This is a genomic window from Rickettsia endosymbiont of Cantharis rufa (assembly GCF_964026445.1).
Lineage (GTDB): Bacteria > Pseudomonadota > Alphaproteobacteria > Rickettsiales > Rickettsiaceae > Rickettsia.
On the sequence record NZ_OZ032150.1, the window covers coordinates 630,810 to 657,782 of the forward strand.

The following is a 26,973-nucleotide window of genomic DNA, read 5'->3' on the forward strand; positions in this document are numbered from 1 at the left end:
AAAATCATTAATTTCTAACCTCTATATAATTTTAAAAGAGGTTTTATGAAAGATTTTAATATTAACTCAAAATCAGTTCTTCACATGGTAGCTCAAATTAGAGCTAAACAATTCGCAACTAGAGACGCGCAAAATAAAGAGCAGTACGCTATAGTTGAAGTATTGGAAGAAAATGGCATTGATAAAAGTGGTGAGATAATGGGAAAGGAAATTATACAAGATTTAAAAGAGTCTTATAATACAAGTAAATCAGTAAATAACTATTTAAAAGAACAAGATGTAAATGATCTCGGTTTTCCTATAAAATTTAACAAGACTAACCTACAGTTAAAAATGGCATTAGATTATGCAAAGGGGCAAAGTGATAATTTAATAGATAAAACAGCAAAAGGAAAATTTTATAGAGGTTTATCAAATGAAATAAATTCTAATGAACTACCTATTTTACAGTCAGATAATACGGTATCGTTTTGGGGGAATGAAAATTCTTCTGTTAGTTCAGTGTTGCTTGAACGTATTGCCCAAAAACTTAATATTAAACCGACATCATTAGTAGGAGCCAGCACTGTTTATGAATTTTATAATTCACAATATGAGCTGCCGAAAGAGTTGATACCGAAAGATTATCATTTTGTTGGTGAAAAAGGAATGTTACTTTTTGGAGATTACCAATTTGGCGGACATCGTTATTTTAAAGATCAATTAATTTTTGGTCCTGAGGATTGTTCAAGTAGTGTAGGTAAAGCAACCTATCTTACTACTGAACAGGTACGAGGTATAAATACTACCCAAATGAGAGAAAATTATTCTCAATATGGATATAAGTTAGTTACTACCTTAGACTCTAATACAAGCGGAGAGCAGTTAAAGTTAATCCAACCAGGGGATATTTATCTTTACAAATCTCATGCGGCAATTATTGCTACTGAACCTGATAATCATTCTAATATCACAGCATTAGAATTTAATAGAGATATAGATACGGAAAACAGCAAGCGTTTAGGCGGTGGTACTTATAATTATAAACTAATTGATAAAGCTAAGGAAGATGCAAATAGCCCTGTTTATATTTTACGTGCAAAAAATTTAGAACCGGTGCATGCAGAATTATCCTCATCATGTTTTTTAAGTAAAATAGATGCAGAGTATATAAATTTATATCCTGGAGGTCCTACTGAAGATATTGTAGGAGATTGCAGAATGTTTTTTGAAACTCAAGAGCAAGCATAACTTTTTAAGAGAGGCCTTACTCTAGTGTCATTCTAACTTATAATTGTTGCGCGGCTCGGTTTATGTCATTCCCGCGTAGGCGGGAATTCAAGGGAAAAGCATAAATACAGCGAATTTTTAAAATTAAAAGCTCGATTTATCTCACTTTATGCTGGATTCCCGCCTTCGCGGGAATGACATATGTACTACAGCAAATCTTGATGAAATTCTAGATGATGTTCGCCGGCAAATTTTACTACATCATTATAATTCCCTTGATGATCAAAATTTATCAGTAATTCACCATGTTCGTTTGAATGTAATATATTTGTGATAAACGCTAGTCACCGTCAATTTTAATTTCAATTATTTTTTTACCGATAAATTTAACGCTGTTATCGCCTTATTGTCTATATATTATATCTTTCTTTAAGACATTTACAAATTTATCATATTGATTCTTATCTAGTTTTTCTTGTAATTTTTTGCTAATTTTTCCGTAACAATCTAAACCTGGCCGCGCCCCCGTATTGCAGCTTAGCATGAATAGTCTATAATCCTCAAGCAGTAATAAGAGAGAATTATAGTTAAGGAGTTATGACAAGAATAGATGTTAAGTGTAGATCAAGAATAGATGTTAAGTGTAGATATTATAACGACACAGAAAAAGTAGTAAAGGCGGGATATTCAATTTCAAAACAACAGAGATATCAATGCAAGCAGTGTAATCGATATTTTTAACTGTAATATATTAATAATGCCTCTAAGCCTGGAGTCAAGGCTCAGATAGTAGATATGTCAATCAATGGCTCTGGAGTTAGGGATACAGTAAGAGTATTAAAAGTGGGTATCAATACGGTTATCCGTGTTTTAAAAAAATCTAGCGTTAAAAAAGATAAATCATTCTATCAATACGATAGAAGTAATTATTGCTCCTGAAATAGATGAACAATGGTCTTATGTACAGAATAAATCCAAACAAAGATGGCTTTGGTATTCTTTGGATAAGATTTTGTTAAAAGTAGTTGCTTATACTTTTGGTACAAGATGTGATAGCACATCAGAATCATTACTGAAAAAAACCGGAGGATTTTAAGGTTACTTTTTACTTTACAGATGGATGGGGAAGTTATGCTAGGTTATTAGATCCCAAAAAACACATTGTTAGTAAAAAATATACTCAACGGATAGAACGGGGTAACTTAAATCTTAGAACAAGATGCAAAAGACTGACACGTAAAACAATTTGTTTTTCCAAGTCATTGGATATTCATGATAAAGTCATCGGAACTCTTATTGAACGTATAGCCTTTTAATATCCACATCTGTAAAATGGAGGTGCGACTCTAATTTTAATTAATTCATCCTCTAGACCTTCTTTATTTGAAATTTTTTCAAAAGTAGAATATTTATTATATTTAGCCATATATTGAAAGATCCGTAACATGCCTTTACAATTATCAGGTAAATTAGCTTGATTAATTAAATTTAAGTTAGATTGAGAAATTTCGTTAGAATTTGAAACCATTTTTGTTAAAGTTTTTATATCATTAGAAGCATTTTGTATTAAATTCCCTGCTTCTGTAAATTTTCCATTGAGCCTATAAATCGTAAACAAATTACAGAAGTTACTATTGTTTGGTTTACATTTTAACATGAGCAATAATTGCTCTTCAGCTGATGTTAAATTTCTTGTATTAACATATGCTGACCACAGATTAGTCCGACAACGATATAAAGCTTCCTTTTCTTCACCAGCACTTACTAAATTCGCTAGTTGAGGATTAAGCAGTGTAGATTCAAGTATTATTGTTACTACTTCATATCCTTTAGCATTATTTAATATTGCTGAAAAATGAGCTAAGGCTATAAGATCTATAATTATTGTACTTATTAAATTTTTTATAACTTCAAGTTGCTTTTCAGGTTTTATAAATATTACAACCTCTTGTAATAATCGAAGATATTGTCGGTAGTATAATTCGGTTTTTAATAATTTTGAAACTACAGGGGCGGTATTAAGCAGATCCGTGGTTATTTTTCCCATAATTTGAATATTTTTCTCTGCTGCGGCTATAAAGAAAATATTTTTTTGTGCATTACACTTATAATGAATACGATCTAAAGGATTTTGAAATGATATAGGTTCAAATTTAAACTCATTTTCTGATTCATATCTTTTTGAATTATGGCCGTTTTATCTTGATTTATGGTATAAGTTTCAAATAATTTATGGTTTTTTTTAAGATCCTCATAATTATAATTTTTTAATAAACATTTTAGTAATAATTTTTTCTGTCTATTACTTAGTACATTACTTGCTATACTAACTGTTTCTAAAGCTAATTTTAAATCCTTTACGTTCTCTATAACCTCTAAATAACTCCCTATTTAAACTTTGTAACTACATCTTCAATACATTCTATTGTTCCTTGTACCAAGGCATCGCCCGTAAGTGATAACCATAAAATATGGTTATTTTCAGAAAAGTTAATAGAAAACTTTTTTGCTTTCATATAATACTTAGTTATTTTAACAAGGCATTATATATTAATTTACTTCCTAGTAAAGAAATTATTAATATTTCTTAATAATTTATCCACCGAATTGTTCTTTAATAATTCGATCTTCCAACGTATGATTTTTATTAAAGAGCAGTTCGATGGGTTTATCCTTAGTAGATTTAACGGTAACATTTGTGATATTATTAAACTCTTGGAAGTCAGCAGTAGCATTTACCGGTCGTTTATTTGTATTAAATATTTCAAATCCAACTGTAGCGGATGAAAGCAGTAAAGCGCCGTGCCATCTACGCGGTCTAAACGAGCAGATAGGGGTTAGGCATAACATGTTTGACTCAAGCGGTAAAATAGGGCCGCCGGCAGATAAGTTATAAGCACTACTTCCGGCAGGTGTTGCAACTAAAGCCCCGTCTGCTACTAATTCGCTCATTCTCTCTATCCCGTTTACGTCTATTCTAAATTTAGCAGCTTGATTAGTTTTACGAAATATCGATACTTCGTTAATAGCAAGTGCCGTATGTATTTGACCACTCGTATCTTCGGCGTGCATAAGAAGAGGATTTAGGATAGAAACCGTACCCTCATGTATATTTTGTAATAAATTCTTGGTATCTAAAGGATTCATTAAAAAGCCGAGGCTTCCTAAATTAACTCCGTAAAAAGGTATATTAAGATGCATATAACGATGAATATTATGTAGTAATTCCCCATCACCTCCTATTACGATAATTACTTCTGCTTCCTCTATCTTACAGTAATTATAGAGTTTTTTAATTTCCTCTATAATAGCTAGATGCTTGGAATTTTGGTTATAAATCAATGCTAGTTTATTTATATTCATTATATGAATTTCTTTTTTAATATATAGACGCTTAACTAATAATAAGTTATAAGAATAAAGTAATAAAATAAATATTAAGTTAAATTATGTCATCATTCAATATCAAAAATCATAAAAATGATCTGCTATTTGTACCGCTAGGAGGATCTAATGAAATAGGTATGAATCTTAATCTTTACCATTATAAAGGTAAATGGTTAATGATTGATTGCGGTAGCGGTTTTGCCGATGATTATTTACCCGGTGTTGATATGATAATTGCCGATAGCAGCTTTATCGAGAAATATAAAAAAGATATAGTAGGTATGATTTTAACTCACGCTCATGAGGATCATTTAGGCGGAGTTCAATATTTATGGAATAGCCTTAAATGCCCTATTTATACTACTACTTTTACTGCAAACTTTTTAAAGATTCGTTTAAATGAATATGATTTTGCTAAAAATATAAAAATTCATGAAGTAAAATCTGGTAGTAAAATAAACCTAGATCCCTTTTCCTTAGAAATGGTGCCCCTGACTCACTCAGCTCCTGAAATGCAAGCAATTATGATCCGTACAGATGCGGGTAATATTTTACATACGGGAGATTGGAAATTTGATAATGATCCAATACTTGGAAAAAAAGCCGATGAAGAGCTTTTAAAATCTTACGGAGATGAAGGGGTTCTTGCACTTGTTTGTGATTCAACTAACGTGTTTAATAAAGGAAGCTCAGGTTCTGAGGGTGATGTTAGAAAAAGTTTAGTAGATATTATAGCCGGCTGCCCTCAAATGGTAGTAGTTTCAACCTTTGCCTCTAATTTAGCACGACTTGATACAATAATTCATGCCGCAGGGCTTGCCGGTAGAAAAGTAGTCTTAACCGGTAGAAGCTTGCATCGTATGATGCTTGCTGCTCAGGAAAGCGGGTATTTTAAAGATATTACTTCTCTAATTAGTGAACGCGATGTTAGTAGATTTAGGCGAGAAGAGTTACTTATAATTGCTACCGGTTGCCAAGGTGAACCACTCGCTGCAACCGCAAAATTAGCTAGTAATTCCCACCAATCAATAAAACTTACGCCTAAAGATACAATGATTTTTTCTTCAAAAATTATTCCCGGCAATGAAAAGAAAATATTCAGGCTATTTAATATATTTGTTAAAAGCGGTGTAGAAGTTATTACTGAGCGAGATCATTTTGTCCATGTCTCAGGACATCCATCGATTGATGAGCTAAAAAAAATGTATTCTCTAATTAGACCGAATATTTGTATTCCTGTTCACGGCGAGTCGGTACATATCCATGAACATGTTAAGCTTGCTAAGAAAAACGGCATAAAACAGGCAGTAGAGGTTGAGAATGGCAGTGTAGTATTGCTTGATCCGAATAATTCGAAAGTAATTTCAAAGGTTGAAAGCGGTTATTTAGCTGTTGACGGTAATTATTTACTCCCTGTAGAATCACCGATTTTTAAAGCTAGAAGACGTATGCGTGAAGCGGGTATTGTGGTAGCATCGGTAGTAATTAATAAACAAGGACTACTTGCCGCAAATCCGATATTATCTATGCCGGGATTGCTTGATCCAAAGGAGGATATGGCATTAGTTAACCTTATTAAAAACTACATCAAAGAACTGGTTACCATTCAACAAAGCCAAGCGAAAAAAGCTTTATCAGATGAACAAGTGATCGAGGCAATAAAAGGAACAATCCGTAAAGCCTTAAAACAGGAAGTTAATAAATCACCCGTGATAATAGTAAATCTCGAGAAAGTTATAGAGTAGTATGATTGTCATTGCGAGTAGGTGTTGTTGCATGGCTCGAAAAACCTACTCTATGCCATCCCCGCGGAGGCGGAGATTCAGAAAAATAACTTCAATATTGATACAGAAGTTACATATTTAGCAAAATAAACACATAAAAACAAGTTTTTTATGTGTCTTATTGGATTCCCGCCCACGCGGGAATGATATCCTAGTTCTTTTGTACAGTATAGTGAATAAATGAATAAATTTAAAAATATTGTAGTTTATGGGGGAGGGGGTTTCGGTACTAGCCTTGCTTCTTTAGCAGCACAAAACTGTAATAATGTTACTTTATTTTTACGTGATAAGAAAATAGCAAAAGAAATTTTACATAACAAAACTAACGTAAAATATTTAGGAGATATTAAATTACCCGCTCATTTACAGGCTACTACAAACTTAGACATAATTAAGGATTTTGAACTAATTATCATTGCAGTGCCGTCTTACGCTTTTGATGATTCAATAAAATTATTAAAAACTCACGGCATTTCTACAGATAACACTCTTTTAATCGCAACAAAAGGTTTTGCTCGTAATCCTACCGAATTGTTTTCCGACAGACTTAAAACCTTGTTACCGAATAGCCCTATAGCTTTTTTATCCGGTCCTAATCTTGTAAAGGAACTTGTCAAAAATTTACCGTCTTCAGCAAGTATTGCAAGTTTAGATATAGATGTAGCAAATAAGATAGCTAATAATCTAAGTTCAAAAATTTTTACTACTAATGTGACAAGCGATATTGTGACATTACAGATGGCAGGAGCGCTAAAAAATATCTTTGCTATTAAAAGTGGGATTGATTTAGCAAGAGAGCAGGGCGAAAATGCTAGAGCAACGCTTATAGTATCTGCTTTGAAAGAAATTGCTACTTTATCTAAAGCCTTAGGAGGTATGCAAGAAAATTCAAATATATTACTAGAGGCAGGAGTAGTAGGCGATTTAGTTCTTACTTGCTATTCGTTAGGTTCGCGCAATACAAAATTCGGTTATGAGCTTGGAATTAGTAGCGATAAAAAGAAATTTTTACAGGAATATAAAGAGCTAGTAGAGGGAAGAGAAGCGTTGAAATTAGTTTTAGATTTGATAAAAAAATACAATTTACATATGCCTATAATTTCCGAAGTGGCTATACTCGTTTAATTTGAAAAATTGGCTACGTCGTCCTATAAGCACTGCGGCGCTTACGTATTAAGTATACGCTCCGCTCCTCGTCTTATGGACTCCTTGCTCTTTTTCGAATTAAACTTCGTCTATCTATTCTTCATTTTCTTGGAGTTGTTATCTACCACGGTGATCTGTCAACACTTTTCCGGACAGTTGTTTAAGCGCAATTTTGTATCTCTTCATATTTTACTGGTGATAAATAATCGTTAACAGAATGCATTCTGATACGGTTATAAAATACCTCTATATATTCAAATATGGCATATTTTGCTTCCTCTCTAGTTTTAAATTTATATTGGCCGCACCTCCATTTTACAGATGTGGATATTAAAAGGCTATACGTTCAATAAGAGTTCCAATGACTTTATCATGAATATCCAATGACTTGGAAAAACAAATTGTTTTACGTGTCAGTCTTTTGCATCTTGTTCTAAGATTTAAGTTACCCCGTTCTATCCGTTGAGTATATTTTTTACTAACAATGTGTTTTTTGGGATCTAATAACCTAGCATAACTTCCCCATCCATCTGTAAAGTAAAAAGTAACCTTAAAATCCTCCGGTTTTTTTCAGTAATGATTCTGATGTGCTATCACATCTTGTACCAAAAGTATAAGCAACTACTTTTAACAAAATCTTATCCAAAGAATACCAAAGCCATCTTTGTTTGGATTTATTCTGTACATAAGGCCATTGTTCATCTATTTCAGGAGCAATAATTACTTCTATCGTATTGATAGAATGATTTATCTTTTTTAACGCTAGATTTTTTTAAAACACGGATAACCGTATTGATACCCACTTTTAATACTCTTACTGTATCCCTAACTCCAGAGCCATTGATTGACATATCTACTATCTGAGCCTTGACTCCAGGCTTAGAGGCATTATTAATATATTACAGTTGAAAATATCGATTACACTGCTTGCATTGATATCTCTGTTGTTTTGAAATTGAATATCCCGCCTTTACTACTTTTTCTGTGTCGTTACAATATCTACACTTAACATCTATTCTTGATCTACACTTAACATCTATTCTTGCCATAACTCCTTAACTATAATTCTCTCTTATTACTGTTTGAGGATTATAGACTATTCATGCTAAGCTGCAATACGGAGGCACGACCATTAACAGTAGGGATAAAAATGCCAGGTATAAATCCAAAGATATATCCAGCTGAATTTAAAGAATCAGCGATTAGATTAGCTATTGAGTCTAAGCAACCTTTTGCTCAAACAGCTAGAGAACTAGGAATTACAAAGTCTAGTCTATATAATTGGGTTAATAAACATTCAAAACCCAAGGAAGTAATGAGAAATGAAGAACATCTGTATAATGAATTAAAGAGATTGAAGAAGAACTAGATAGAGTAACACAGGAACGTGATTTATTAAAAAAGACTGCCGCGTACTTTGCAAAAAAATCCGGTCGCGCCCCCGTATTGCAGCTTAGCATGAATAGTCTATAATCCTCAAACAGTGATAAGAGAGAATTATAGTTAAGGAGTTATGACAAGAATATATGTTAAGTGTAGATCAAGAATAGATGTTAAGTGTAGATATTGTAACGACACAGAAAAAGTAGTAAAGGCGGGATATTCAATTTCAAAACAACAGAGATATCAATGCAAGCAGTGTAATCGATATTTTCAACTGTAATATATTAATAATGCCTCTAAGCCTGGAGTCAAGACTCAGATAGTAGATATGTCAATCAATGGCTCTGGAGTTAGGGATACAGTAAGAGTATTAAAAGTGGGTATCAATACGGTTATCCGTGTTTTAAAAAAATCTAGCGTTAAAAAAGATAAATCATTCTATCAATACGATAGAAGTAATTATTGCTCCTGAAATAGATGAACAATGGCCTTATGTACAGAATAAATCCAAACAAAGATGGCTTTGATATTCTTTGGATAAGATTTTGTTAAAAGTAGTTGCTTATACTTTTGGTACAAGATGTGATAGCACATCAGAATCATTACTGAAAAAAACCGGAGGATTTTAAGGTTACTTTTTACTTTACAGATGGATGGGGAAGTTATGCTAGGTTATTAGATCCCAAAAAACACATTGTTAGTAAAAAATATACTCAACGGATAGAACGGGGTAACTTAAATCTTAGAACAAGATGCAAAAGACTGACACGTAAAACAATTTGTTTTTCCAAGTCATTGGATATTCATGATAAAGTCATCGGAACTCTTATTGAACGTATAGCCTTTTAATATCCACATCTGTAAAATGGAGGTGCGATTAAATTCTTTATAGAAACCGGTTGTTATATATACAAGTTCCATTTCAGGATTTAATTCAGAAGATTCAAGTATTACTAAACAATCACCATCTTTGAAAGTAACCACCCTATCATTTTCTTGTTCTAAACTATACTTACCCTTTAAGATGCTATAAAATTCTTCAAATTTATTCCTATCTATAGTTAAAATAACGGTTTCTATTTACATTAAAATCATTACATATCACTAAAACTTCAGAGATAGTTTTTTCGTTTGGTTCGATATAATAATTATATCCTTGCCAATAACTAGGTTCTTTATTAATAATTTTGTTTTTTTGTTAAGTCTAGATGTGTAATTTTATTTAATTCAAGACCAAGCGAAGCAGGGCTGCATAAGAATTCAGGTAGAAAAATATGATAATAAAACAAAATAGATTTTTTATGAGCATATAGAGAACCTGATATTAAATTAGAATCTTTAAATAACATAATTCTTTTAATACTTCAATTAAAAGTTTATAAAGTAAAAATCTTTACAAAATTCAGGTCTTATGAACACTTCTAAAAAGATTTAATTTTGGTTCTTTTTTGCTACAAATTATAAGATTTTTTTGAAATATGAATAACTATTCTTTCAAAAATCTTATTAATTTTCGCTAAAAAATACCTTAAAATATAAAATCAATTAAAAATATTCACAAAATCTAGTGAAAAAAATAAAATCTCATGTATTATAAGTAATTATATCTTTAGCTCATTATACTCGATGAACTTCAAAAATTGGCTGCGTCGTCCTACAAGAGCCGCGGTGCTCACGTATTAAGTATACGCTCCGTTCCTCGCCTTGTGGACTTCTTGCTTTTTTTGAAGTTGATCTTCGTATACTACTCTTTATTTACTCGGAGTATAAATGGTAATTTTTAGTATAGTTTTTTTTAAAACCGTTTCGGTATTATTAAGTGTAGTAATAGGATTTTTAGCAGGTAAATATTCAAATGTTGAGAGAGATAGTATCTCTTCGTTACTCTTCTATTTTATATCGCCTATAGTATTTTTTACGATACCTGCTAGTACAACCTTAACACTTTCGGCATTAAGCGTTACGGTCGTAACATTTGTAATCGCAACACTCTTATCACTCTTTTCTTATTATTTTTTTGGTAAATTTTGGCAAGATCATACACGTAATATTATAGCTTTGTCTGCAGGTACGGCAAACGGCGGATATTTTATGCTGCCTATAGCGGCGGCACTTTTTGATGATTATACGTTAAGTATTTACATGATGGCGGTGATAGGAGTTAATATTTACGAATGCTCTGTCGGCTTTTATATTTGTATGAGGAGCTTTTCCAATACTACCGACAGCATATTAAAAGTAGTAAAATTACCGATTTTAAATGCTTTTTTCTTGGGATGTTTGTTTAGTTTTTGTGGTTTTGCTTTACCGGACTTCTTAGATGATTTTATATATAATATGAAAGGTTCTTTTTCGATACTTGGTATGGTTATGGTTGGGCTCGCTCTTTCGTCTTTGCAAAAATTTGAAATCGATATAAAATTTACCCTCGCTACTTTTGCTGCTAAATTTATATTTTATCCCCTTGGGATAGGACTATTTATCATGTTTGATCATTTTGTAACAAAATGGTATAACAATGATTATTATAATGCGTTAAAATTACTTTCTACAGCACCCTTAGCCGCCAATACTATAGTTATAGCAAATTTACAAAAATTTTACCCTGAAAAAGTTGCTGCTACCGTGTTTTTGTCCTTGCTTTTTGTAGTTATATATATGCCGACAATGGTCAGTATATTTTTAAGTGATTTAAATTGATAGGTTCATATGAAAATTAATTCAATAAAAATTGGTCCATATATTAATTTATTACCTCTTCAATATATACCGGAACATAAAATTTCTTATGTGGAATTTGGTGATCCTAATAATAAAAATATAATAGTATGTGCTCACGGTTTAACTAGAAATTCTCATGATTTTGATAAAATAGCTAAAGAATTAAGTAAAGATTATAGGGTAATTTCAATAAATTATCCTGGGCGTGGTGATAGCGAAAATTTCAAAAAAACTAATCATTATAATTATACTACCTATATTAAAGATACGTTATTCTTTTTAAAAAGACTAAATATTAAAAATCCTATTTGGCTTGGTACTTCAATGGGCGGTATTATAGGTATGATACTCGCCAGTAAATATAAAAATATTTTTAAAGCCTTAATATTAAATGATATAGGAGCATTTATTGATGCTGCTCCTTTAGTTAAAATTGAAGGATACGCTAAAAAAACAATTATCTTAGATGACTTGGTTAGTGCAAAAGAACATCTAAAACTTATTTATGCACAATCAGGTATCAAAGACGAAGAAGATTGGGATTATTTAACAAAATATAGTGTAATTGCTACATTCGGCGGAAAATATAAAATGAATTATGATCCGGCTATAATAAAAGGAATGAAAAACGCTAGTAACCAGGAAGATGTTAAACTATGGTCCGTATGGAATAAAATAGAATGTAGAGTATTAGTAGTTCACGGAGTAAAGTCTCAAATTTTAACAAAATCTACCGTTAAAAAAATGAAAGAAACAAAAGATTTTGATCTTTATGAAATAAAATATGCAGGACATGCTCCATCATTAATGAATATTGAGGAAATTAAATATATTAAGTCCTGGTTAGAGAAGAAATTGTAATATCATTTGTCTGTCATCCCAAGGCCTGACCTTGTGTTGTATAAACGTTCAGGATGTCATTCCCGCGTAGGCGGGAATTCAGAAAAAATAACCTTACGTTTAATTAACAAAAAAACCTAAAAAACAAGTTTTTTATAGGTTTTACTGGACTCCCGCCCACACGGGAATGACATAAAAAAGTTAAATTAATAAACAAACAATAATTATGAAAATTACTGCTAAAGTACTAATAATAGGTTCAGGTCCCGCAGGTTTAAGTGCCGCTATTTATACGGCTAGAGCCGCTTTAAAACCAATATTAATAAATGGCATGCAGCCCGGTGGGCAGCTTACAATTACCACCGATGTTGAGAATTATCCCGGATTTGCGGAAACGGTGCAAGGACCTTGGCTTATGGAGCAGATGTCTATGCAAGCTCAAAATGTCGGTACAGAAATTATTAGTGATTACGTAGAAAAAGTTGATTTATCAAAAAGCCCTTTTAAAGTATTTACAGGAAGTGGGAATGAGTATGAAGCAGAAAGTATAATCATTTGTACAGGTGCAGAAGCAAAATGGCTTGGTATAGCTTCAGAGCAGGAATTTCGTGGTTTTGGTGTGTCGGCATGTGCTACCTGTGATGGTTTCTTTTTTAAGAATCAAGAAATAGTTGTAGTAGGGGGGGGGAATAGTGCCGTAGAGGAAGCTTTATATTTAACAAATCATGCTAGCAAAGTCACTATAGTGCATAGAAGAGATAGTTTTAGAGCTGAAAAAATATTGCAAGATCGATTATTTAAAAATCCTAAAATATTGGTTATTTGGGATCATGTAGTAGATGAGATTGTAGGTAGCAATAAACCAAAATCCGTTACCGGGGTTAAAATTCAAAATGTTCACACCAAAGAAATTAGTTTAGTGAATTGTAGCGGTGTATTTGTAGCTATTGGACATGCGCCAAATACGGAGCTATTTACCAGACAAATTGCAATGGACGATGATAATTATATTATCACTACACTTGGTAGTACTAAAACTAGTGTAGAAGGAGTTTTTGCTGCGGGTGATGTTCAGGATAAAATTTATAGACAAGCGGTAACTGCCGCAGGAACAGGCTGTATGGCGGCTCTTGAAGCAGAGAAGTTTTTAAATAAATAATTAAATTTCTTCAAAAAAGAAACAGGGATACAAGAATTTATTAATTTTTTTAATAAATTCTTGTGTTGAAAATTATGGTAATATAATCCCTCTTTCTAATTTTATAAAATAAGGAGGAATTATGCCTATACAGCATTTGACATCAAAAAAATGGGAAATTTTTTTAAACGCTATAGGAACAAAGGTAGAAGTTACAAAGGTAATCGATAATAAAGTCATTTTTAAAACAAATTCTAAAGACTTAGAACATTTTCGTACATTATTAGCGTCTCCTGATGAATTAAAGAAGAATGTGACACATACTTTATTTAAGGATAATGAGGATAAGTCAAAAAAATTAGAAGAAGTTGAATCTGATAATATAGATACTTCGGATATAGAAGCAGGCAATTATTTCATAAATCAGTAGATGGAGACTTTATAACTAAGTTTAATTTATCTGAAACTTTTAATGCAATGAAATTAGAAGCTAAATTTAATGAAGAATTATTAACTACTCAATTTCAGTTTTCTTTTAATGATCCTTTACAACAAAATCTTAATGAAACTAAGCTTAAAATGCTACAAGCTACTATAACCGATGAAAATAAATTATCAAAAATTTTAACAGGCAAAGAAGCACCGGCTATAGATTATACCTACCCACCTACTGAATTTTCTAAGTTAATATCCCAAATTATTTCTCATATAGAAAATAATAGCTTAACTTTTGCTCTAAATAATTGTGCAACAATGCAGGTCGTACAGGCTTATAAAGCTGATGGCAAACCACCTATTATCGCTTCTGATTTGGAAAGCGGATTTATCCTTGATAAACAATATCTATTAAAATATTTATTTCCGATATTAAATGATTTTGTGTGGCAGGAAGAAGACGAGTTTCCTATTATGTTTTCCTTTAAAGATTCAGAAGCTATAAATAATGATAATACTCATTATATGACTTTATTAATTGATATTAGCAGTAGCATGAAAAGTACTTTTGATACTTATAAAGATAATATACAAAAGATACTAACTAAATTAGTTGAGATTCCTAATGGGGAAATTAATATAGTTGCATTTAATGATCAATCTAGCATGGAATCTTTTTCTAGTAAGGAAAATACTATTGAAGATATTAAGAGATATGATACGTAGAAACTTTTAATGCCGATGGATGTACAAGGTTGTATGGTACTGTCAAAGATGCTTTAGAATCTCTTAAAGAAAAAATAGATATACATTCTACTATTATAGTATTTACTGATGGGAAAAATGAAGGAACTGATTGTAAGACAACTCAAAAAGAGGTTATAGATTCTGCAACTGATGTAATACAAAATCCTCAATTTAATATGTTTGCTGTAGGTTTTGGAGAACATTATAGTAAAGAATTTTTTGAAGAAATCGCTATGCAGAGGGGCTTTACTCATGTGAGTTTAACGGATTCTAACGGTATGAATCAGCTTGAGCAATATATTGATAATATCGGGCAAAAGGTAGTTATTTGGAAAATATTAGGAGAGAAGCTAAATTTGGTAACTCGAGTACAAAAAGGTGATGTTTTTATTGAAAAAAATAGAAACTGAAACAGGAACTACATTTTATATGGATGGTCAAGAGTTCACTATTGGAATAGAGGAGTCTGATACAGAAATTGCCGGTGTGGTAAGAAATTGTTGCGACGAAGCAACGGTTTAATTAATAATATTAGAAAAGTACTATATGTCATTCCCGCGAAAGCGCATGGGTGTCAACTTAAGGAAAATGTCATCCCGTGGCTTGACCACGGGGTCCAGTTACTGTTTTTATGGATACCGTGATCAAGCCACGGTATGACACCGAGTGCTTTTTTCGAACCCCACGCAAATACCTACGCGGGGATGACATCAGCAGCTTAGTAAGCAAAGCCATTAATATTATCGAGGGAATATGAACTTACTTAAAAATATTACGGGGAAAAATTATATAAACGGTGAATTTGTGGCATTTGGAAAGCAAATATCCGTTATTAATCCTTCGACTTTAAAAGAAATCGCTACAGTTCCGAATTTAGAAGTATCAGAGGTTAATGCCGCAATAGATAATACAGTTAAGGCTTTTTCTTTATGGTCACAAAGTTCATTTGAAGAAAGGATAGCGATTCTTAGAAAATGGTATAATTTAGTAATCGAAAATATTGATGAGTTAAGTCATATATTAACCTTAGAGCAGGGGAAAATACTCTCTGAATCCAAAAAAGAGATTCTATACGGAGTATCTTTTATTGATTGGTATACATATGCTATCCATAATATTCATTCGGCTATCAAACCTGGAAATAATAAAGCTCATAAAATCGTTACGCAATATGAGTCAGTAGGACCTTCTGCTGCTGTAACTCCTTGGAATTTTCCAAATGCAATGATTACCCGTAAGGTAGTACCTGCGATAGCAGCTGGTTGCAGCGTTATATTAAAACCATCAAGTCTTACACCTCTATCAGCTTTAGTACTTGCGAAACTGGCAAGTGATGCCGGTTTGCCTACGGGAGTATTTAACGTAATTACTGGTGATTCAGATGTTATAGGTAGGGCCTTTTGTAATGATTTTAGGCTTCGGAAATTATCATTTACCGGTTCTACAAATGTTGGTAAAATTCTATATCAAAATGCCGCAAATACTCTAAAACGTTTATCTTTAGAACTTGGCGGTAATGCTCCGTTCATTATAACGGCAGATAGTAATTTAGAGAAAGTAGCAAGTGATTTGGTAGTAGCTAAAACTAGAAATAGCGGGCAGTCTTGTACTTCCCCTAACAGAATATTTATAGAAGAATCCATATATGAAAAATTTATAGAAATTCTAAAGGCTAAATTTACTAAGCTTAAAGCCGGTGACGGATTCGATAAAACATCGGATATAGGTCCTTTAATTAATTCGGCTTCAATAGAAAAAATACAAAAGCTTTTATCGGATGCACAAAATAAAGGAGCTAAATTAATTTGCGGCGGTAAAGCCGTTAATAATTTCATTGAACCGACTATTATTATTGACTGTTTGGATAATATGGATATCTTTAGAACAGAAATATTTGGTCCGATGATTGCTTGCTATAAGTTTAAAACTATAAATGAAGCTATAGAACGTGCGAATAATACCGAATACGGATTGCAAGGATATGTATATTCAAATAATATATCCGTGGCACAAATGATAGCAGAGAGGCTTGATTTTGGTATGGTATCGATTAATGATCCTCTACCTGCAAATGCCAAAGCCTGTTTCGCTGGGCGTAAAGCCTCAGGTTTTGGAGTTGAAGGTTCGTTTGAAGGGATATTTGAATATCTAAATACTAAATATATAAATTTACAGAATTAAGAATGCCCACATGGTTTTTTTTATGTCATTCCCGCGAAGGCGAGAATCCAGTACTTTAAAGCTTTTTAAAAGCTCGATTTATCTCGCTTTACCCTGGGATTCCCGCCTTCGCGGGAATGACATAGAAAATATAATAATCTAAGTAATAAATAGTGAAAATTATGCCGGCACCTGTAGATGATATTGAAGAAAAAATTGAACAAACTAGCTTTATCCTTGATAATTATGAACGGCTTTGTTTAATAGATAGAGAAAAAGTGAATAACTACTTGCACATAATATCTAATAATCTTGCTGAATTACTGGATAAAAAGATGCCGCTTTCAATTGGATATTTTCATTCCATAGTACAATTAATTGAAAGTTTTAATAAGATCAATATCATAATACCTCAAGAGCTTAATAATGCTTTATGCAATACATTATTAAACTTTGAACATAATAACTATTCCGAAGGATTACAAGAAATCGTAATTCAATATATAGAAATACTTGATATTTTAGGAGCGCATGCGTATGAATAACCATAAAATCTCAATAGTTCTGCCGGTCTACAATAGAGAAAAGCTATTACCTCTTGCTATTGAAAGCTGCCTTAATCAAAGCTCCAAAGACTTCGAGCTTATTATTATTGATGATTGCTCAAAAGATAATAGCGTGCTTGTTGCTAAGAAATATGCAGAGCAAGATTCACGTATTAAAGTAATAGTAAACGAGACTAATAAAAAATTACCCAGTAGTCTCAATATCGCTTTTAAAGAGGCTAGGGGACAGTATTTTACTTGGACTTCAGATGATAATCTTTTTCATGAAAATGCTTTAGAGGAAATGAGTAGTATTTTGGATAATTCGCCTGATATAGGGCTTGTTTATACCGATTATACCTTGATCGATGACCATGGTAAGGTGGGGGCAAGGCTTTATCAAGAACCGCCTGAATTTTTGCCGATTAGGGATTGTGTCGGTGCATGTTTTTTATATAGAGCAGATTTAGCAAAGCAAGTAGGTGGATATAATGAAAATATGCAGTTAGTTGATGATTATGAATATTGGCTGCGTTTTGGGCTTATTACAAAATTTGCTCATATATCGGAATCTTTATATTTTTATAGAGTTCATGAACAAAGCTTAACAATAGAGCGTAAGGTAGAAGCAAAACAGGCAAAAAGAGCTTTGAAAGAACTATTTAAAGATAAATATATTATAGCTGATAAGATTAAGCCCATAAATGATTTATATAATTGGTTTATTGAAGATAGGAATTTAGGATCTTATTTTAGATTATTAAAAATAATTCTTTGTAATCCAATAATTACTCTTTTTTATATTATTAAAAACCTGAGAAGAGTAAGGTGATGTTTTAGAATAGTGTCATACCGTGGCTTGACCACGGTATCTAGTAAAAAACCTAAAGTAGCTAGTATTAATTATTTTGTGGATACCGTGGTCAAGCCACGGTACGACAGGTGCAATGCAAAACCAATATTTTCTAAATACATTAAATCCACAACAGCAAAAAGCAGTTCTTCACACTGAAGGACCGCTTTTATTGCTTGCAGGTGCAGGAACAGGTAAAACAAAGGTACTTACCTCAAGAATAGCTAATATTATTCACCAAAATTTAGCCTCACCTCAAAATATTCTAGCCGTTACTTTTACTAATAAAGCTGCTAAAGAGATGGCTGAAAGGGTTCATAGCTTAATTAATTGCTACGGGCTTAATATCGGTACTTTTCATTCAATGGCAGCTAGAATATTACGGGAACATATAGAGCATTTAAATTTTGGCTTAAATAACAGATTTACTATTATTAATCATGACGATCAATTAAAACTAATTAAAGATATAGTAAAACTGAAAGATATTGATACTAAAAAATATGCTCCTAAATTAGTACATATCATAATTTCTAGATGGAAAGATCAAGGATTACTACCAAGTAAATTATCAGCCTCAGACACTAGCCTTCCGGTGCAGCGAGTAGCAAAACTTGTTTACCATGAATATCAGCAGAATCTTCTTATCTCTAATGCGCTAGATTTTGGGGATCTGTTACTTTATAATAATGAGCTTTTCATTAAAAATCCTGACATATTAAGGCATTATCAAGAAAAATATCGATATATTTTGATAGATGAGTATCAAGATACAAACGTTGTACAGTATTTATGGGCAAGAATGCTCGCAAGCTTACATGAAAATATCTGTTGTGTTGGTGATGATGATCAGTCTATTTACGGTTGGCGAGGAGCAGAAGTCGGTAATATATTACGATTTGAAAAAGATTTTTTAGGTGCAACAATTATTAAATTAGAGCAGAATTATAGATCAACTTTGCCGATACTCGCTGCCGCTTCCAATGTTATCAATAATAATAAAAACCGTCACGGTAAAACGTTATGGACGGATAGAGAAAGCGGTGAAAAGATAAAAATTATATCTTGTTGGAGTGATAAAGAAGAAGCAAGATATATAGCCAGTGAAATAGATAGGTTAGTCCGAGAAGACCAATATAATGCAGGTAATATCGCCATATTAGTGCGAGCCGGATTTCAAACTAGGAGTTTTGAAGAGGCATTTATAAATAGTGCTATGCCTTATAAAATTATAGGGGGCTTAAGATTTTATGAACGAATGGAAATAAGGGACATGCTTGCCTATATCCGTATTGCTTTGAATCCAAACGATAATTTAGCACTTGAGCGTATTATAAATGTACCGAAAAGAGCAATAGGAGCAGCTAGTTTAAGCAAAATTAAAGCCTATGCTATTGAGCAGAGTATTTCTAATTTTGTAGCTATTAAGGAAATGCTAGAAAAAGGCGAAATCAAAGCAAAATCATATTATACTTTAAAGGATTTTGTGACTAAAATTGATAATTGGCATGAAAGATTTAACCTTGACGCTCCGATAAACGTGGTCAAAGTAATACTTGATGATTCCGGTTACCTTGAAATGCTTAAGGAAGAGAAAACCGAAGAGACACTTGGAAGAATCGAGAATATTAATGAGATGCTAAGAGCTATTGCTGAGTTTAACGATATCCATGACTTTATCGAACATTCTAGTTTGGTTATGGAAAACGAAGTGCTTGAAACCAATTACGGCGGTTCTATTACTATAATGACCCTGCACGCTGCGAAAGGTCTTGAGTTTGATGTAGTATTCTTACCGGGTTGGGAAGAGGGGGTATTTCCGTCTCAAAGATCTCTAGACGAAGATGGTGAAAAGGGCTTAGAAGAAGAGCGCCGCATTGCTTATGTCGGCATTACGAGAGCCAAAAAAGACCTCTACATTACCCACGCAGAAAGCCGAAAAATATTTTATGAAGTAGTCCGCTCTTACCCCTCAAGGTTCATAACCGAAATCCCTGATGAAATTACGATTAGGACCTCTTCTATGAAAAAATACAATTTTTTTTATAAGCTTTAATTAATTTTCATTCATAAATTTTAAATTGGTTCGCATTCATTAACTAATTATTATCTAATTTAATTAACAATAATTAATAGGGGAGATGATTATGTCAAAAGATGCTAATAAATCTGAAGGAAATCGCCAAGCTCCATTAAGTACAGAAGAATTATATAATAAATTTTCAAATAATATAAGTAGTATTGATAGTAAATCTAATACTCAAATTAAATTTTTTAAAGACACCTCTACTCCTCTTAATTATGTTGCCGCTACTAGACAAAATATCTTTGATGCGGCTATAGTTTTCCAGAAAGTTAATAATAGACGATATTAACAGTAGGGATAAAAATGCTGGATATAGAGCCACAGATATATCCAGCTGAATTTAAAGAATCAGCGATTAGATTAGCTATTGAGTCTAAGCAACCTTTTGCTCAAACAGCTAGAGAACTAGGAATGGCAATCCTCCCATTATTAATCGCAGTAGAAGTAGAGAGTTAAGCTGCCAAAGCTAATTTTTGTATTGGCACTATGCCACCTATAGCCATATTAGGTCTCTCGTTATTATAATACCAAAGCCATTTAGTAGCAAGATCTTGAGCCTCTTGTATATTATAAAATAAATGCTGAAGTCTTCTCAATTAAGTGTGTGGTCGCGCCCCCGTATTGCAGCTTAGCATGAATAGTCTATAATCCTCAAGCAGTAATAAGAGAGAATTATAGTTAAGGAGTTATGACAAGAATAGATGTTAAGTGTAGATCAAGAATAGATGTTAAGTGTAGATATTATAACGACACAGAAAAAGTAGTAAAGGCGGGATATTCAATTTCAAAACAACAGAGATATCAATGCAAGCAGTGTAATCGATATTTTTAACTGTAATATATTAATAATGCCTCTAAGCCTGGAGTCAAGGCTCAGATAGTAGATATGTCAATCAATGGCTCTGGAGTTAGGGATACAGTAAGAGTATTAAAAGTGGGTATCAATACGGTTATCCGTGTTTTAAAAAAATCTAGCGTTAAAAAAGATAAATCATTCTATCAATACGATAGAAGTAATTATTGCTCCTGAAATAGATGAACAATGGCCTTATGTACAGAATAAATCCAAACAAAGATGGCTTTGATATTCTTTGGATAAGATTTTGTTAAAAGTAGTTGCTTATACTTTTGGTACAAGATGTGATAGCACATCAGAATCATTACTGAAAAAAACCGGAGGATTTTAAGGTTACTTTTTACTTTACAGATGGATGGGGAAGTTATGCTAGGTTATTAGATCCCAAAAAACACATTGTTAGTAAAAAATATACTCAACGGATAGAACGGGGTAACTTAAATCTTAGAACAAGATGCAAAAGACTGACACGTAAAACAATTTGTTTTTCCAAGTCATTGGATATTCATGATAAAGTCATCGGAACTCTTATTGAACGTATAGCCTTTTAATATCCACATCTGTAAAATGGAGGTGCGACCGAGGTTTGGAACTGTCGAATAGTATGGATGGACTATTAGTTACTGATGTATTGAAGGAGGCATTAAGTAAGTATCAAGCTCCGCAGATTTTTAATAGTGATCAGGGTAGTCAATATACTAGCAATGATCATATAAGTATTCTTAAAAGTCATGATATACAGATATCAATGAATGGTAAGGGCAGAAGTATTGATAATATTGTTATTGAGCGTTTCTTTAGGACACTGAAATATAATTGTATATTTATTAATGATTATCAAAATATAGGAGAACTTAAAGAGGGTATCAATGATTATATCAGTAAATATAATTATCAGAGATTTCATTCGAGTATTGGGTATAAAAAACCCATGAATGTATATCTCGATAGTATACAACATCATACACAAATAGCAGCTTAATTTTGAACAAAATTACCAAGTACATTGTTCATATATTTTGTCTTGATTTTTCAGTCCACTATATGCTGTTGCTGAAAGTTTCTTTCATACTATAAAAACAGAATTAATGTATCAATATAAATTTAAAACTAAGGAGGAAGCAAAATATGCCATATTTGAATATATAGAGGTATTTTATAACCGTATCAGAATGTATTCTGCTAACGATTACTTATCACCAGTAAGATATGAAGAAATACAAAATTGCGCTTAAACAACTGTCCGGAAAAGTGTTGACAGATCACTTGCTGGTCGCACCTCCATTTTACAGATGTGGATATTAAAAGGCTATACGTTCAATAAGAGTTCCGATGACTTTATCATGAATATCCAATGACTTGGAAAAACAAATTGTTTTACGTGTCAGTCTTTTGCATCTTGTTCTAAGATTTAAGTTACCCCGTTCTATCCGTTGAGTATATTTTTTACTAACAATGTGTTTTTTGGGATCTAATAACCTAGCATAACTTCCCCATCCATCTGTAAAGTAAAAAGTAACCTTAAAATCCTCCGGTTTTTTTCAGTAATGATTCTGATGTGCTATCACATCTTGTACCAAAAGTATAAGCAACTACTTTTAACAAAATCTTATCCAAAGAATATCAAAGCCATCTTTGTTTGGATTTATTCTGTACATAAGGCCATTGTTCATCTATTTCAGGAGCAATAATTACTTCTATCGTATTGATAGAATGATTTATCTTTTTTAACGCTAGATTTTTTTTAAAACACGGATAACCGTATTGATACCCACTTTTAATACTCTTACTGTATCCCTAACTCCAGAGCCATTGATTGACATATCTACTATCTGAGTCTTGACTCCAGGCTTAGAGGCATTATTAATATATTACAGTTAAAAATATCGATTACACTGCTTGCATTGATATCTCTGTTGTTTTGAAATTGAATATCCCGCCTTTACTACTTTTTCTGTGTCGTTATAATATCTACACTTAACATCTATTCTTGATCTACACTTAACATATATTCTTGCCATAACTCCTTAACTATAATTCTCTCTTATTACTGTTTGAGGATTATAGGCTATTCATGCTAAGCTGCAATACGGGGGCGCGACGCACTTGCTAAATCATGAGCTAGATTTAGTACCCCTTGACCACTATTTCCGGTAGTATTATTTATATTACCCGTTAACGTTGTTGCATTACCGTCAAAAAGAGTAAGGATAGAGTTATTATTAGTCAGATTTATATTTGCAGCATTAATTATGCTATTACCTGCTCCTGGCATATAAATCCGCACCTCTCCATTGCCTACATTTATTCCGGAAAGAGAATTAGTTAAACCTATATTATTTGATATCGTTCCCGTACCTACAAATGTTATTATGCCATTATTTTCGGCTTCTACACCTCTCCATTATTAGTTAAACCTATATTATTTGATATAGTTCCCGTACCTACAAATGTTATTATGCCATTATTTTCGGCTACCGTATTATCTATCTTAGTTGTAATATTCAAGCCGTTATTAATTTGTAACGTAGAATTTTTACCGGCAAAATCTATACCACTAAATGTTTGATTTCCAACTCCGGTAATAGTAGCCGTAGTACCGTTACTAATAAATTTAAGAGGGCCAAAATCAGGGGTAAGACCTATTGTAGCACTAAGAGGACCTATAGATACATTTTGACTTACTTCTACACCGCCAAAATTAAGAAGACCAACTAATGTAGTAATGTCACCAATCTGAACATTTGCTTTATTTGCCGACATCTTAATTCCGGGAAGGCCGGTGACTATTTGAATAGTATCGTTATTATTAAAGAGAGTCGCAAGACCTGCGTTAGTATTAAGATTTACATCTACAAGACCTGTAGTTAAAACCGTTGCTCCTGCTGCATTAGAACTAGTAAATAATGTTCCGCATAGTGATGCCGTTGCTAAAAACTTTCTTAATATCTTTGATTTTTTTATTAATAATAAGTAATTTATAGCAACTTTTTTACAACAATAGATTTTTGGAATTACTTATAAGAAAGTAATAAATTTTATGGATTAGTCGAAAGATTGCGGTGCTATTGTATGGCTCGGTTTTTCCGTAATTGCGAGAAGGCATTGCCCGCGTGGATATTGATGTCATTCCTGCGAAAGCAGAAATCCAAGTTTCTTTGGCGGTATCTTAGGACTTAGTATGCGATACGAGGTCCCGTGGCTTGATCACAGGATAACATTAAAGGTTACTGGATTCCTGCTTTCGCAGGAATTACATCAAGGGCTTTTTAAAAATATAAGTCGTATGACCGATCTCTATTTGTTTAACGGTATTTCTACTAAAGCGTGCTTTAGTACTTGATCAACATTTGACACGGATATAATTTCTAAACTTTCTTTTATATTCGGCGGTATATCTTTTAAATCTTTGACGTTCTCTTCTGGAATTAGTACTTTTTTAATCCCTCCCCTACTTGCAGCAAGTAGCTTCTCTTTAAGACCGCCGATAGGTAAGACATTTCCTCGCAAAGTAATTTCACCTGTCATTGCTACGGTGCGATGTACGGGTATTTTAGTCATTAATGAAACAATAGTTGTAAACAAAGCACAACCAGCAGAAGGACCGTCTTTTGGAATAGCACCGGCTGGTACGTGAATATGAATATCAAAATCTTTATAATTATCGTATTTTAGTCCAAAATTTGTTGCTCTACTTCTAAAGCAGCTATAGGCAGCCATTGCCGATTCTTTCATAACATCACCTAGCTTTCCGGTGGTCTTTATTTCACCTCTACCTGGGAATGCTAAAGCTTCAATAGTTAAAAGCTCACCTCCTACTTCAGTATATGCAAGCCCTGTAGTACTTCCTATCTGATCTTCTTTCTCGGCAAGCCCGAAATTATATTTTCTAGGACCTAAAAATTCTTCAAGATTATTACTATCTATGGCAACATGCTTGAGCGTCTTATCAGCTAAAATTTGCTTTAATGCTTTTCTAGTTAACGCTCCTATTTCACGTTCTAAAGATCTTACTCCTGATTCTTTAGTATAATATCTAATTAAATCTAAAATTGCCGCTTCGGATATAGTAATCTCATCTTTCTTAATTTTATGTACTTTAAGTTGTTTTGGAACCAGATAATTTTTGGCAATTTGGAGCTTTTCTTCCTCTACATAACCGGAAATATATATTTTTTCCATTCTATCGCTTAAAGCTCTCGGTAAATCATTAGAGTTAGCAGTAGCAATAAATATTACATTTGATAGATCATATTCTACTTCTAGATAGTGATCTACGAAATGACTATTCTGCTCAGGGTCTAATACCTCAAGCAAAGCAGATGCCGGATCACCTCTAAAATCAGAACTCATTTTATCAATCTCATCAAGAAGCATCACAGGATTACTAGTTTTAACTTTCTTAAGTTGAGTAAGAATTTTACCGGGCATTGATCCAAGATAAGTTTTTCGGTGTCCTCTGATTTCTGCTTCATCACGAACGCCACCAAGAGCAAATTTAGTGTATTTTCTTCCCATACCTCCGGCAATAGATTTTATGAGCGAAGTTTTACCGACACCAGGAGGACCGATCAAACATAATATAGGTCCTCTAATTTTATTCGAACGCTGTAATACCGCTAAATATTCTATAATTCGTTCTTTAACTTTTTCGAGTCCGAAATGGTCACGATTTAAAATTTTCTCTGCCTGATTAATATCAATTTTAGTATGATCATATTTACCCCAAGGCAAGCTAAGCAAAGTCTCTAGATAATTACGTGTTACCCCCGACTCTGCCGACATTTGATTCATGCTACGGAGTTTTTTAAGCTCAGATTCTGCTTTCTCTTTAGCTTCTTTTGATAATTTTAAACTTTTAATTTTTTTCTCAATATCGGCAAGTTCTGATTTGTCTTCATCAAGCTCTTTTTGAATGGCTTTCATTTGTTCGTGCAGATAATAATCACGCTGCGTTTTTTCAATTTGCTTCCTTACTCTTTGTTGCAGAGCTTGCTCGGTTTCTGAATTTACTATATTGGAGGTAAGCGTGCTAATAACTGTAGTGATACGTTTAAAGGGGCTGGTTTCTTCTAATAAATGCTGCTTTGCCTCAAGTGAAGTTATCAAATGTGAAGCTAATATGTTAATAATATTTATGAAATTAGTGCTATTACTTATTTCTTTATTGATAGTTTCAATAATTTCTGCATTAACTTTCTTATCATTAACGGCATATTTAGCGAATAGCTGTACTGCATTATCAACGAGTGAACGCATGTTATTAACGTCAAATATTTCTTCATCCGAAATAATTTCGTAATTCGCTTCAAAAGCATCATTGCCTTTAATATTGCTTAGCTTTACTCGTGCTATTGCCTCTATTAAGATTTTAGCCGTACTATTAGGCAGCTTCACTATTTGGATAATCTTGGCGAGTATAGCTGTGTTATAAAGTTCATGTTTACTAGGGTTTTCTTGATCAAACTTTTTCTGTAAAGTTACTAAAATATATTTACTATTATCTTCCTCGGAAATGGTAGTATGAGAGAGTGCTTGCAGCGATTTTTGCCTGCCCACAAAAATAGGAGCAATTACTCCTGGGAACACTACCATATCTCGTAATGCCATAAGCGGTAGGGATTTTTTATTCATCAATTAAAACCTTTTAAAATTTCCAATTATTAACTATATAATATAGTAT

At 32.7% G+C, this 26,973-nt stretch carries 30 protein-coding genes and 9 pseudogenes; 26 read left to right on the plus strand and 13 right to left on the minus strand.

Features of this window, described 5'->3' with window-relative positions; translation table 11 throughout:
- Positions 1-45: 45 nt before the first annotated feature.
- Positions 46-1,230: a hypothetical protein gene (locus tag AAGD46_RS03515; RefSeq protein WP_341787779.1), complete on the plus strand. Its 1,185-nt coding sequence runs from the start codon at positions 46-48 to the stop codon at positions 1,228-1,230.
- Positions 1,231-1,378: 148 nt separating this feature from the next.
- Positions 1,379-1,543 carry a hypothetical protein gene (locus tag AAGD46_RS03520; protein WP_341787780.1) on the plus strand — a complete coding sequence of 55 codons (165 nt, stop codon included), beginning with the start codon at positions 1,379-1,381 and terminating at the stop codon, positions 1,541-1,543.
- Positions 1,544-1,612: 69 nt separating this feature from the next.
- Here the strand turns inward: AAGD46_RS03520 and AAGD46_RS03525 are convergent, their stop codons facing one another.
- The gene (locus AAGD46_RS03525) at positions 1,613-1,753 is read right to left on the minus strand and encodes a hypothetical protein (protein WP_341787781.1); all 141 of its coding nucleotides are present in this window, start codon (positions 1,751-1,753) and stop codon (positions 1,613-1,615) included.
- A gap of 251 nt (positions 1,754-2,004) precedes the next feature.
- Here AAGD46_RS03525 and AAGD46_RS08915 point away from each other — a divergent pair, with 251 nt between their 5' ends.
- From AAGD46_RS08915 to AAGD46_RS08925, 3 genes and pseudogenes are all read left to right on the plus strand, one after another.
- Positions 2,005-2,148, plus strand: coding sequence for an IS1-like element transposase (locus tag AAGD46_RS08915; RefSeq protein ID WP_341786690.1), 144 nt, complete (start codon positions 2,005-2,007; stop codon positions 2,146-2,148).
- A 1-nt stretch (position 2,149) separates the two neighbouring features.
- Positions 2,150-2,305 (plus strand): IS1 family transposase, encoded by a 156-nt coding sequence (locus AAGD46_RS08920; RefSeq protein ID WP_410525963.1) that lies wholly within the window; start codon positions 2,150-2,152, stop codon positions 2,303-2,305.
- 55 nt (positions 2,306-2,360) lie between these two features.
- Positions 2,361-2,525, plus strand: a pseudogene (locus AAGD46_RS08925) (IS1 family transposase); the annotation flags it as partial.
- On the opposite strand, the gene AAGD46_RS03535 reads toward AAGD46_RS08925, so the two are convergent.
- Positions 2,522-3,256, minus strand: a complete 735-nt coding sequence (locus AAGD46_RS03535) for a hypothetical protein (protein ID WP_341787782.1) — start codon at positions 3,254-3,256, stop codon at positions 2,522-2,524. The pseudogene AAGD46_RS08925 and the gene AAGD46_RS03535 overlap by 4 nt on opposite strands.
- A gap of 548 nt (positions 3,257-3,804) precedes the next feature.
- Positions 3,805-4,572 carry an NAD kinase gene (locus AAGD46_RS03540; RefSeq protein WP_341787783.1) on the minus strand — a complete coding sequence of 256 codons (768 nt, stop codon included), beginning with the start codon at positions 4,570-4,572 and terminating at the stop codon, positions 3,805-3,807.
- 86 nt (positions 4,573-4,658) lie between these two features.
- Here AAGD46_RS03540 and AAGD46_RS03545 point away from each other — a divergent pair, with 86 nt between their 5' ends.
- Together AAGD46_RS03545 and AAGD46_RS03550 are read left to right on the plus strand one after the other, a co-directional pair.
- Positions 4,659-6,341, plus strand: coding sequence for a ribonuclease J (locus AAGD46_RS03545; RefSeq protein WP_341787784.1), 1,683 nt, complete (start codon positions 4,659-4,661; stop codon positions 6,339-6,341).
- 219 nt (positions 6,342-6,560) lie between these two features.
- Positions 6,561-7,505, plus strand: a complete 945-nt coding sequence (locus tag AAGD46_RS03550; protein WP_341787785.1) for an NAD(P)H-dependent glycerol-3-phosphate dehydrogenase — start codon at positions 6,561-6,563, stop codon at positions 7,503-7,505.
- Positions 7,506-7,686: 181 nt separating this feature from the next.
- On the opposite strand, the pseudogene AAGD46_RS03555 reads toward AAGD46_RS03550, so the two are convergent.
- Positions 7,687-7,818 (minus strand): annotated as a pseudogene (locus AAGD46_RS03555) (IS3 family transposase); the annotation flags it as partial.
- Between the two features lie 38 nt (positions 7,819-7,856).
- A pseudogene (locus AAGD46_RS03560) lies at positions 7,857-8,575 on the minus strand (IS1 family transposase).
- Positions 8,576-8,628: 53 nt separating this feature from the next.
- Here AAGD46_RS03560 and AAGD46_RS03565 point away from each other — a divergent pair.
- Complete coding sequence (locus AAGD46_RS03565) at positions 8,629-8,895, plus strand: transposase (RefSeq protein WP_341787786.1); 267 nt, start codon at positions 8,629-8,631, stop codon at positions 8,893-8,895.
- A gap of 144 nt (positions 8,896-9,039) precedes the next feature.
- Positions 9,040-9,758: pseudogene (locus AAGD46_RS03570) on the plus strand (IS1 family transposase).
- Here AAGD46_RS03570 and AAGD46_RS03575 read toward each other — a convergent pair.
- Positions 9,702-9,893 (minus strand): hypothetical protein, encoded by a 192-nt coding sequence (locus AAGD46_RS03575; protein ID WP_341787787.1) that lies wholly within the window; start codon positions 9,891-9,893, stop codon positions 9,702-9,704. The pseudogene AAGD46_RS03570 and the gene AAGD46_RS03575 overlap by 57 nt on opposite strands.
- A gap of 194 nt (positions 9,894-10,087) precedes the next feature.
- The gene (locus AAGD46_RS03580) at positions 10,088-10,258 is read right to left on the minus strand and encodes a hypothetical protein (RefSeq protein WP_341787788.1); all 171 of its coding nucleotides are present in this window, start codon (positions 10,256-10,258) and stop codon (positions 10,088-10,090) included.
- Between the two features lie 421 nt (positions 10,259-10,679).
- Between AAGD46_RS03580 and AAGD46_RS03585 the strand changes: the two genes are divergently transcribed.
- From AAGD46_RS03585 to AAGD46_RS03640, 12 genes are all read left to right on the plus strand, one after another.
- Positions 10,680-11,609: an AEC family transporter gene (locus AAGD46_RS03585; RefSeq protein ID WP_341787789.1), complete on the plus strand. Its 930-nt coding sequence runs from the start codon at positions 10,680-10,682 to the stop codon at positions 11,607-11,609.
- A 9-nt stretch (positions 11,610-11,618) separates the two neighbouring features.
- Complete coding sequence (locus AAGD46_RS03590) at positions 11,619-12,491, plus strand: alpha/beta hydrolase (RefSeq protein ID WP_341787790.1); 873 nt, start codon at positions 11,619-11,621, stop codon at positions 12,489-12,491.
- A 205-nt stretch (positions 12,492-12,696) separates the two neighbouring features.
- Positions 12,697-13,629, plus strand: coding sequence for a thioredoxin-disulfide reductase (trxB, locus tag AAGD46_RS03595; protein WP_341787791.1), 933 nt, complete (start codon positions 12,697-12,699; stop codon positions 13,627-13,629).
- A 121-nt stretch (positions 13,630-13,750) separates the two neighbouring features.
- Positions 13,751-14,038, plus strand: a complete 288-nt coding sequence (locus AAGD46_RS03600) for a hypothetical protein (RefSeq protein WP_341787792.1) — start codon at positions 13,751-13,753, stop codon at positions 14,036-14,038.
- 47 nt (positions 14,039-14,085) lie between these two features.
- On the plus strand, positions 14,086-14,769 hold the full coding sequence (locus tag AAGD46_RS03605; RefSeq protein ID WP_341787793.1) for a vWA domain-containing protein: 684 nt from the start codon (positions 14,086-14,088) through the stop codon (positions 14,767-14,769).
- A 29-nt stretch (positions 14,770-14,798) separates the two neighbouring features.
- Complete coding sequence (locus AAGD46_RS03610) at positions 14,799-15,200, plus strand: VWA domain-containing protein (RefSeq protein WP_341787794.1); 402 nt, start codon at positions 14,799-14,801, stop codon at positions 15,198-15,200.
- A 343-nt stretch (positions 15,201-15,543) separates the two neighbouring features.
- Positions 15,544-16,971: an NAD-dependent succinate-semialdehyde dehydrogenase gene (locus AAGD46_RS03615; protein WP_341787795.1), complete on the plus strand. Its 1,428-nt coding sequence runs from the start codon at positions 15,544-15,546 to the stop codon at positions 16,969-16,971.
- A gap of 161 nt (positions 16,972-17,132) precedes the next feature.
- Positions 17,133-17,495 carry a hypothetical protein gene (locus tag AAGD46_RS03620; RefSeq protein WP_341787796.1) on the plus strand — a complete coding sequence of 121 codons (363 nt, stop codon included), beginning with the start codon at positions 17,133-17,135 and terminating at the stop codon, positions 17,493-17,495.
- On the plus strand, positions 17,482-18,327 hold the full coding sequence (locus tag AAGD46_RS03625; RefSeq protein WP_410525949.1) for a glycosyltransferase: 846 nt from the start codon (positions 17,482-17,484) through the stop codon (positions 18,325-18,327). The genes AAGD46_RS03620 and AAGD46_RS03625 overlap by 14 nt, the downstream gene beginning before the upstream one ends.
- Positions 18,328-18,442: 115 nt before the next feature.
- Entirely contained in the window at positions 18,443-20,404 is a 1,962-nt protein-coding gene (pcrA, locus tag AAGD46_RS03630; RefSeq protein ID WP_341787885.1) for a DNA helicase PcrA, read from the plus strand.
- 91 nt (positions 20,405-20,495) lie between these two features.
- On the plus strand, positions 20,496-20,723 hold the full coding sequence (locus tag AAGD46_RS03635) for a hypothetical protein (RefSeq protein WP_341787798.1): 228 nt from the start codon (positions 20,496-20,498) through the stop codon (positions 20,721-20,723).
- A 14-nt stretch (positions 20,724-20,737) separates the two neighbouring features.
- Positions 20,738-20,890, plus strand: a complete 153-nt coding sequence (locus AAGD46_RS03640; protein ID WP_341787799.1) for a transposase — start codon at positions 20,738-20,740, stop codon at positions 20,888-20,890.
- On the opposite strand, the pseudogene AAGD46_RS03645 reads toward AAGD46_RS03640, so the two are convergent.
- A pseudogene (locus AAGD46_RS03645) lies at positions 20,887-21,018 on the minus strand (integrase core domain-containing protein); the annotation flags it as partial. The gene AAGD46_RS03640 and the pseudogene AAGD46_RS03645 sit on opposite strands and share 4 nt — an antisense overlap.
- Before the next feature lie 302 nt (positions 21,019-21,320).
- On the opposite strand from AAGD46_RS03645, the gene AAGD46_RS08930 reads away from it, so the two are divergent.
- From AAGD46_RS08930 to AAGD46_RS03660, 5 genes and pseudogenes are all read left to right on the plus strand, one after another.
- On the plus strand, positions 21,321-21,464 hold the full coding sequence (locus AAGD46_RS08930) for an IS1-like element transposase (protein WP_341786690.1): 144 nt from the start codon (positions 21,321-21,323) through the stop codon (positions 21,462-21,464).
- A 1-nt stretch (position 21,465) separates the two neighbouring features.
- Positions 21,466-21,519 carry a hypothetical protein gene (locus tag AAGD46_RS08935; protein WP_410525954.1) on the plus strand — a complete coding sequence of 18 codons (54 nt, stop codon included), beginning with the start codon at positions 21,466-21,468 and terminating at the stop codon, positions 21,517-21,519.
- A 157-nt stretch (positions 21,520-21,676) separates the two neighbouring features.
- A pseudogene (locus tag AAGD46_RS08940) lies at positions 21,677-21,841 on the plus strand (IS1 family transposase); the annotation flags it as partial.
- A gap of 38 nt (positions 21,842-21,879) precedes the next feature.
- A pseudogene (locus tag AAGD46_RS03655) lies at positions 21,880-22,272 on the plus strand (transposase); the annotation flags it as partial.
- A gap of 64 nt (positions 22,273-22,336) precedes the next feature.
- Positions 22,337-22,525 (plus strand): annotated as a pseudogene (locus AAGD46_RS03660) (IS3 family transposase); the annotation flags it as partial.
- Positions 22,526-22,591: 66 nt separating this feature from the next.
- Here AAGD46_RS03660 and AAGD46_RS08945 read toward each other — a convergent pair.
- From AAGD46_RS08945 to lon, 5 genes and pseudogenes are all read right to left on the minus strand, one after another.
- Positions 22,592-22,756 (minus strand): annotated as a pseudogene (locus tag AAGD46_RS08945) (IS1 family transposase); the annotation flags it as partial.
- 267 nt (positions 22,757-23,023) lie between these two features.
- Positions 23,024-23,113: an IS1-like element transposase gene (locus AAGD46_RS08950; protein ID WP_341786649.1), complete on the minus strand. Its 90-nt coding sequence runs from the start codon at positions 23,111-23,113 to the stop codon at positions 23,024-23,026.
- 254 nt (positions 23,114-23,367) lie between these two features.
- The gene (locus AAGD46_RS03670) at positions 23,368-23,565 is read right to left on the minus strand and encodes a hypothetical protein (RefSeq protein ID WP_341787800.1); all 198 of its coding nucleotides are present in this window, start codon (positions 23,563-23,565) and stop codon (positions 23,368-23,370) included.
- Positions 23,566-23,681: 116 nt separating this feature from the next.
- Complete coding sequence (locus AAGD46_RS03675; protein ID WP_341787801.1) at positions 23,682-24,053, minus strand: hypothetical protein; 372 nt, start codon at positions 24,051-24,053, stop codon at positions 23,682-23,684.
- Between the two features lie 534 nt (positions 24,054-24,587).
- On the minus strand, positions 24,588-26,924 hold the full coding sequence (lon, locus tag AAGD46_RS03680) for an endopeptidase La (protein ID WP_341787802.1): 2,337 nt from the start codon (positions 26,922-26,924) through the stop codon (positions 24,588-24,590).
- Between the last annotated feature and the right edge of the window lie 49 nt (positions 26,925-26,973).

Coding starts and splice junctions, on each gene's coding strand:
- AAGD46_RS03625 (WP_410525949.1), top strand. CDS start 17,482: ATGCGTATGAATAACCATAAAATCTCAATAGTTCTGCCGGTCTACAAT.
- AAGD46_RS03545 (WP_341787784.1), top strand. CDS start 4,659: ATGTCATCATTCAATATCAAAAATCATAAAAATGATCTGCTATTTGTA.
- AAGD46_RS08930 (WP_341786690.1), top strand. CDS start 21,321: ATGTCAATCAATGGCTCTGGAGTTAGGGATACAGTAAGAGTATTAAAA.
- AAGD46_RS03520 (WP_341787780.1), top strand. CDS start 1,379: ATGCTGGATTCCCGCCTTCGCGGGAATGACATATGTACTACAGCAAAT.
- AAGD46_RS03565 (WP_341787786.1), top strand. CDS start 8,629: ATGCTAAGCTGCAATACGGAGGCACGACCATTAACAGTAGGGATAAAA.
- AAGD46_RS03525 (WP_341787781.1), bottom strand. CDS start 1,753: ATGCTAAGCTGCAATACGGGGGCGCGGCCAGGTTTAGATTGTTACGGA.
- trxB (WP_341787791.1), top strand. CDS start 12,697: ATGAAAATTACTGCTAAAGTACTAATAATAGGTTCAGGTCCCGCAGGT.
- AAGD46_RS03585 (WP_341787789.1), top strand. CDS start 10,680: ATGGTAATTTTTAGTATAGTTTTTTTTAAAACCGTTTCGGTATTATTA.
- AAGD46_RS03550 (WP_341787785.1), top strand. CDS start 6,561: ATGAATAAATTTAAAAATATTGTAGTTTATGGGGGAGGGGGTTTCGGT.
- AAGD46_RS03675 (WP_341787801.1), bottom strand. CDS start 24,053: ATGTCGGCAAATAAAGCAAATGTTCAGATTGGTGACATTACTACATTA.
- AAGD46_RS03615 (WP_341787795.1), top strand. CDS start 15,544: ATGAACTTACTTAAAAATATTACGGGGAAAAATTATATAAACGGTGAA.
- AAGD46_RS03590 (WP_341787790.1), top strand. CDS start 11,619: ATGAAAATTAATTCAATAAAAATTGGTCCATATATTAATTTATTACCT.
- AAGD46_RS03600 (WP_341787792.1), top strand. CDS start 13,751: ATGCCTATACAGCATTTGACATCAAAAAAATGGGAAATTTTTTTAAAC.
- AAGD46_RS03605 (WP_341787793.1), top strand. CDS start 14,086: ATGAAATTAGAAGCTAAATTTAATGAAGAATTATTAACTACTCAATTT.
- AAGD46_RS03535 (WP_341787782.1), bottom strand. CDS start 3,256: ATGGGAAAAATAACCACGGATCTGCTTAATACCGCCCCTGTAGTTTCA.
- AAGD46_RS03515 (WP_341787779.1), top strand. CDS start 46: ATGAAAGATTTTAATATTAACTCAAAATCAGTTCTTCACATGGTAGCT.
- AAGD46_RS03635 (WP_341787798.1), top strand. CDS start 20,496: ATGTCAAAAGATGCTAATAAATCTGAAGGAAATCGCCAAGCTCCATTA.
- AAGD46_RS03670 (WP_341787800.1), bottom strand. CDS start 23,565: ATGCCAGGAGCAGGTAATAGCATAATTAATGCTGCAAATATAAATCTG.
- AAGD46_RS03580 (WP_341787788.1), bottom strand. CDS start 10,258: ATGTTATTTAAAGATTCTAATTTAATATCAGGTTCTCTATATGCTCAT.
- AAGD46_RS03640 (WP_341787799.1), top strand. CDS start 20,738: ATGCTGGATATAGAGCCACAGATATATCCAGCTGAATTTAAAGAATCA.
- pcrA (WP_341787885.1), top strand. CDS start 18,443: ATGCAAAACCAATATTTTCTAAATACATTAAATCCACAACAGCAAAAA.
- AAGD46_RS08915 (WP_341786690.1), top strand. CDS start 2,005: ATGTCAATCAATGGCTCTGGAGTTAGGGATACAGTAAGAGTATTAAAA.
- AAGD46_RS03540 (WP_341787783.1), bottom strand. CDS start 4,572: ATGAATATAAATAAACTAGCATTGATTTATAACCAAAATTCCAAGCAT.
- AAGD46_RS03620 (WP_341787796.1), top strand. CDS start 17,133: ATGCCGGCACCTGTAGATGATATTGAAGAAAAAATTGAACAAACTAGC.
- AAGD46_RS08950 (WP_341786649.1), bottom strand. CDS start 23,113: ATGTCAATCAATGGCTCTGGAGTTAGGGATACAGTAAGAGTATTAAAA.
- lon (WP_341787802.1), bottom strand. CDS start 26,924: ATGAATAAAAAATCCCTACCGCTTATGGCATTACGAGATATGGTAGTG.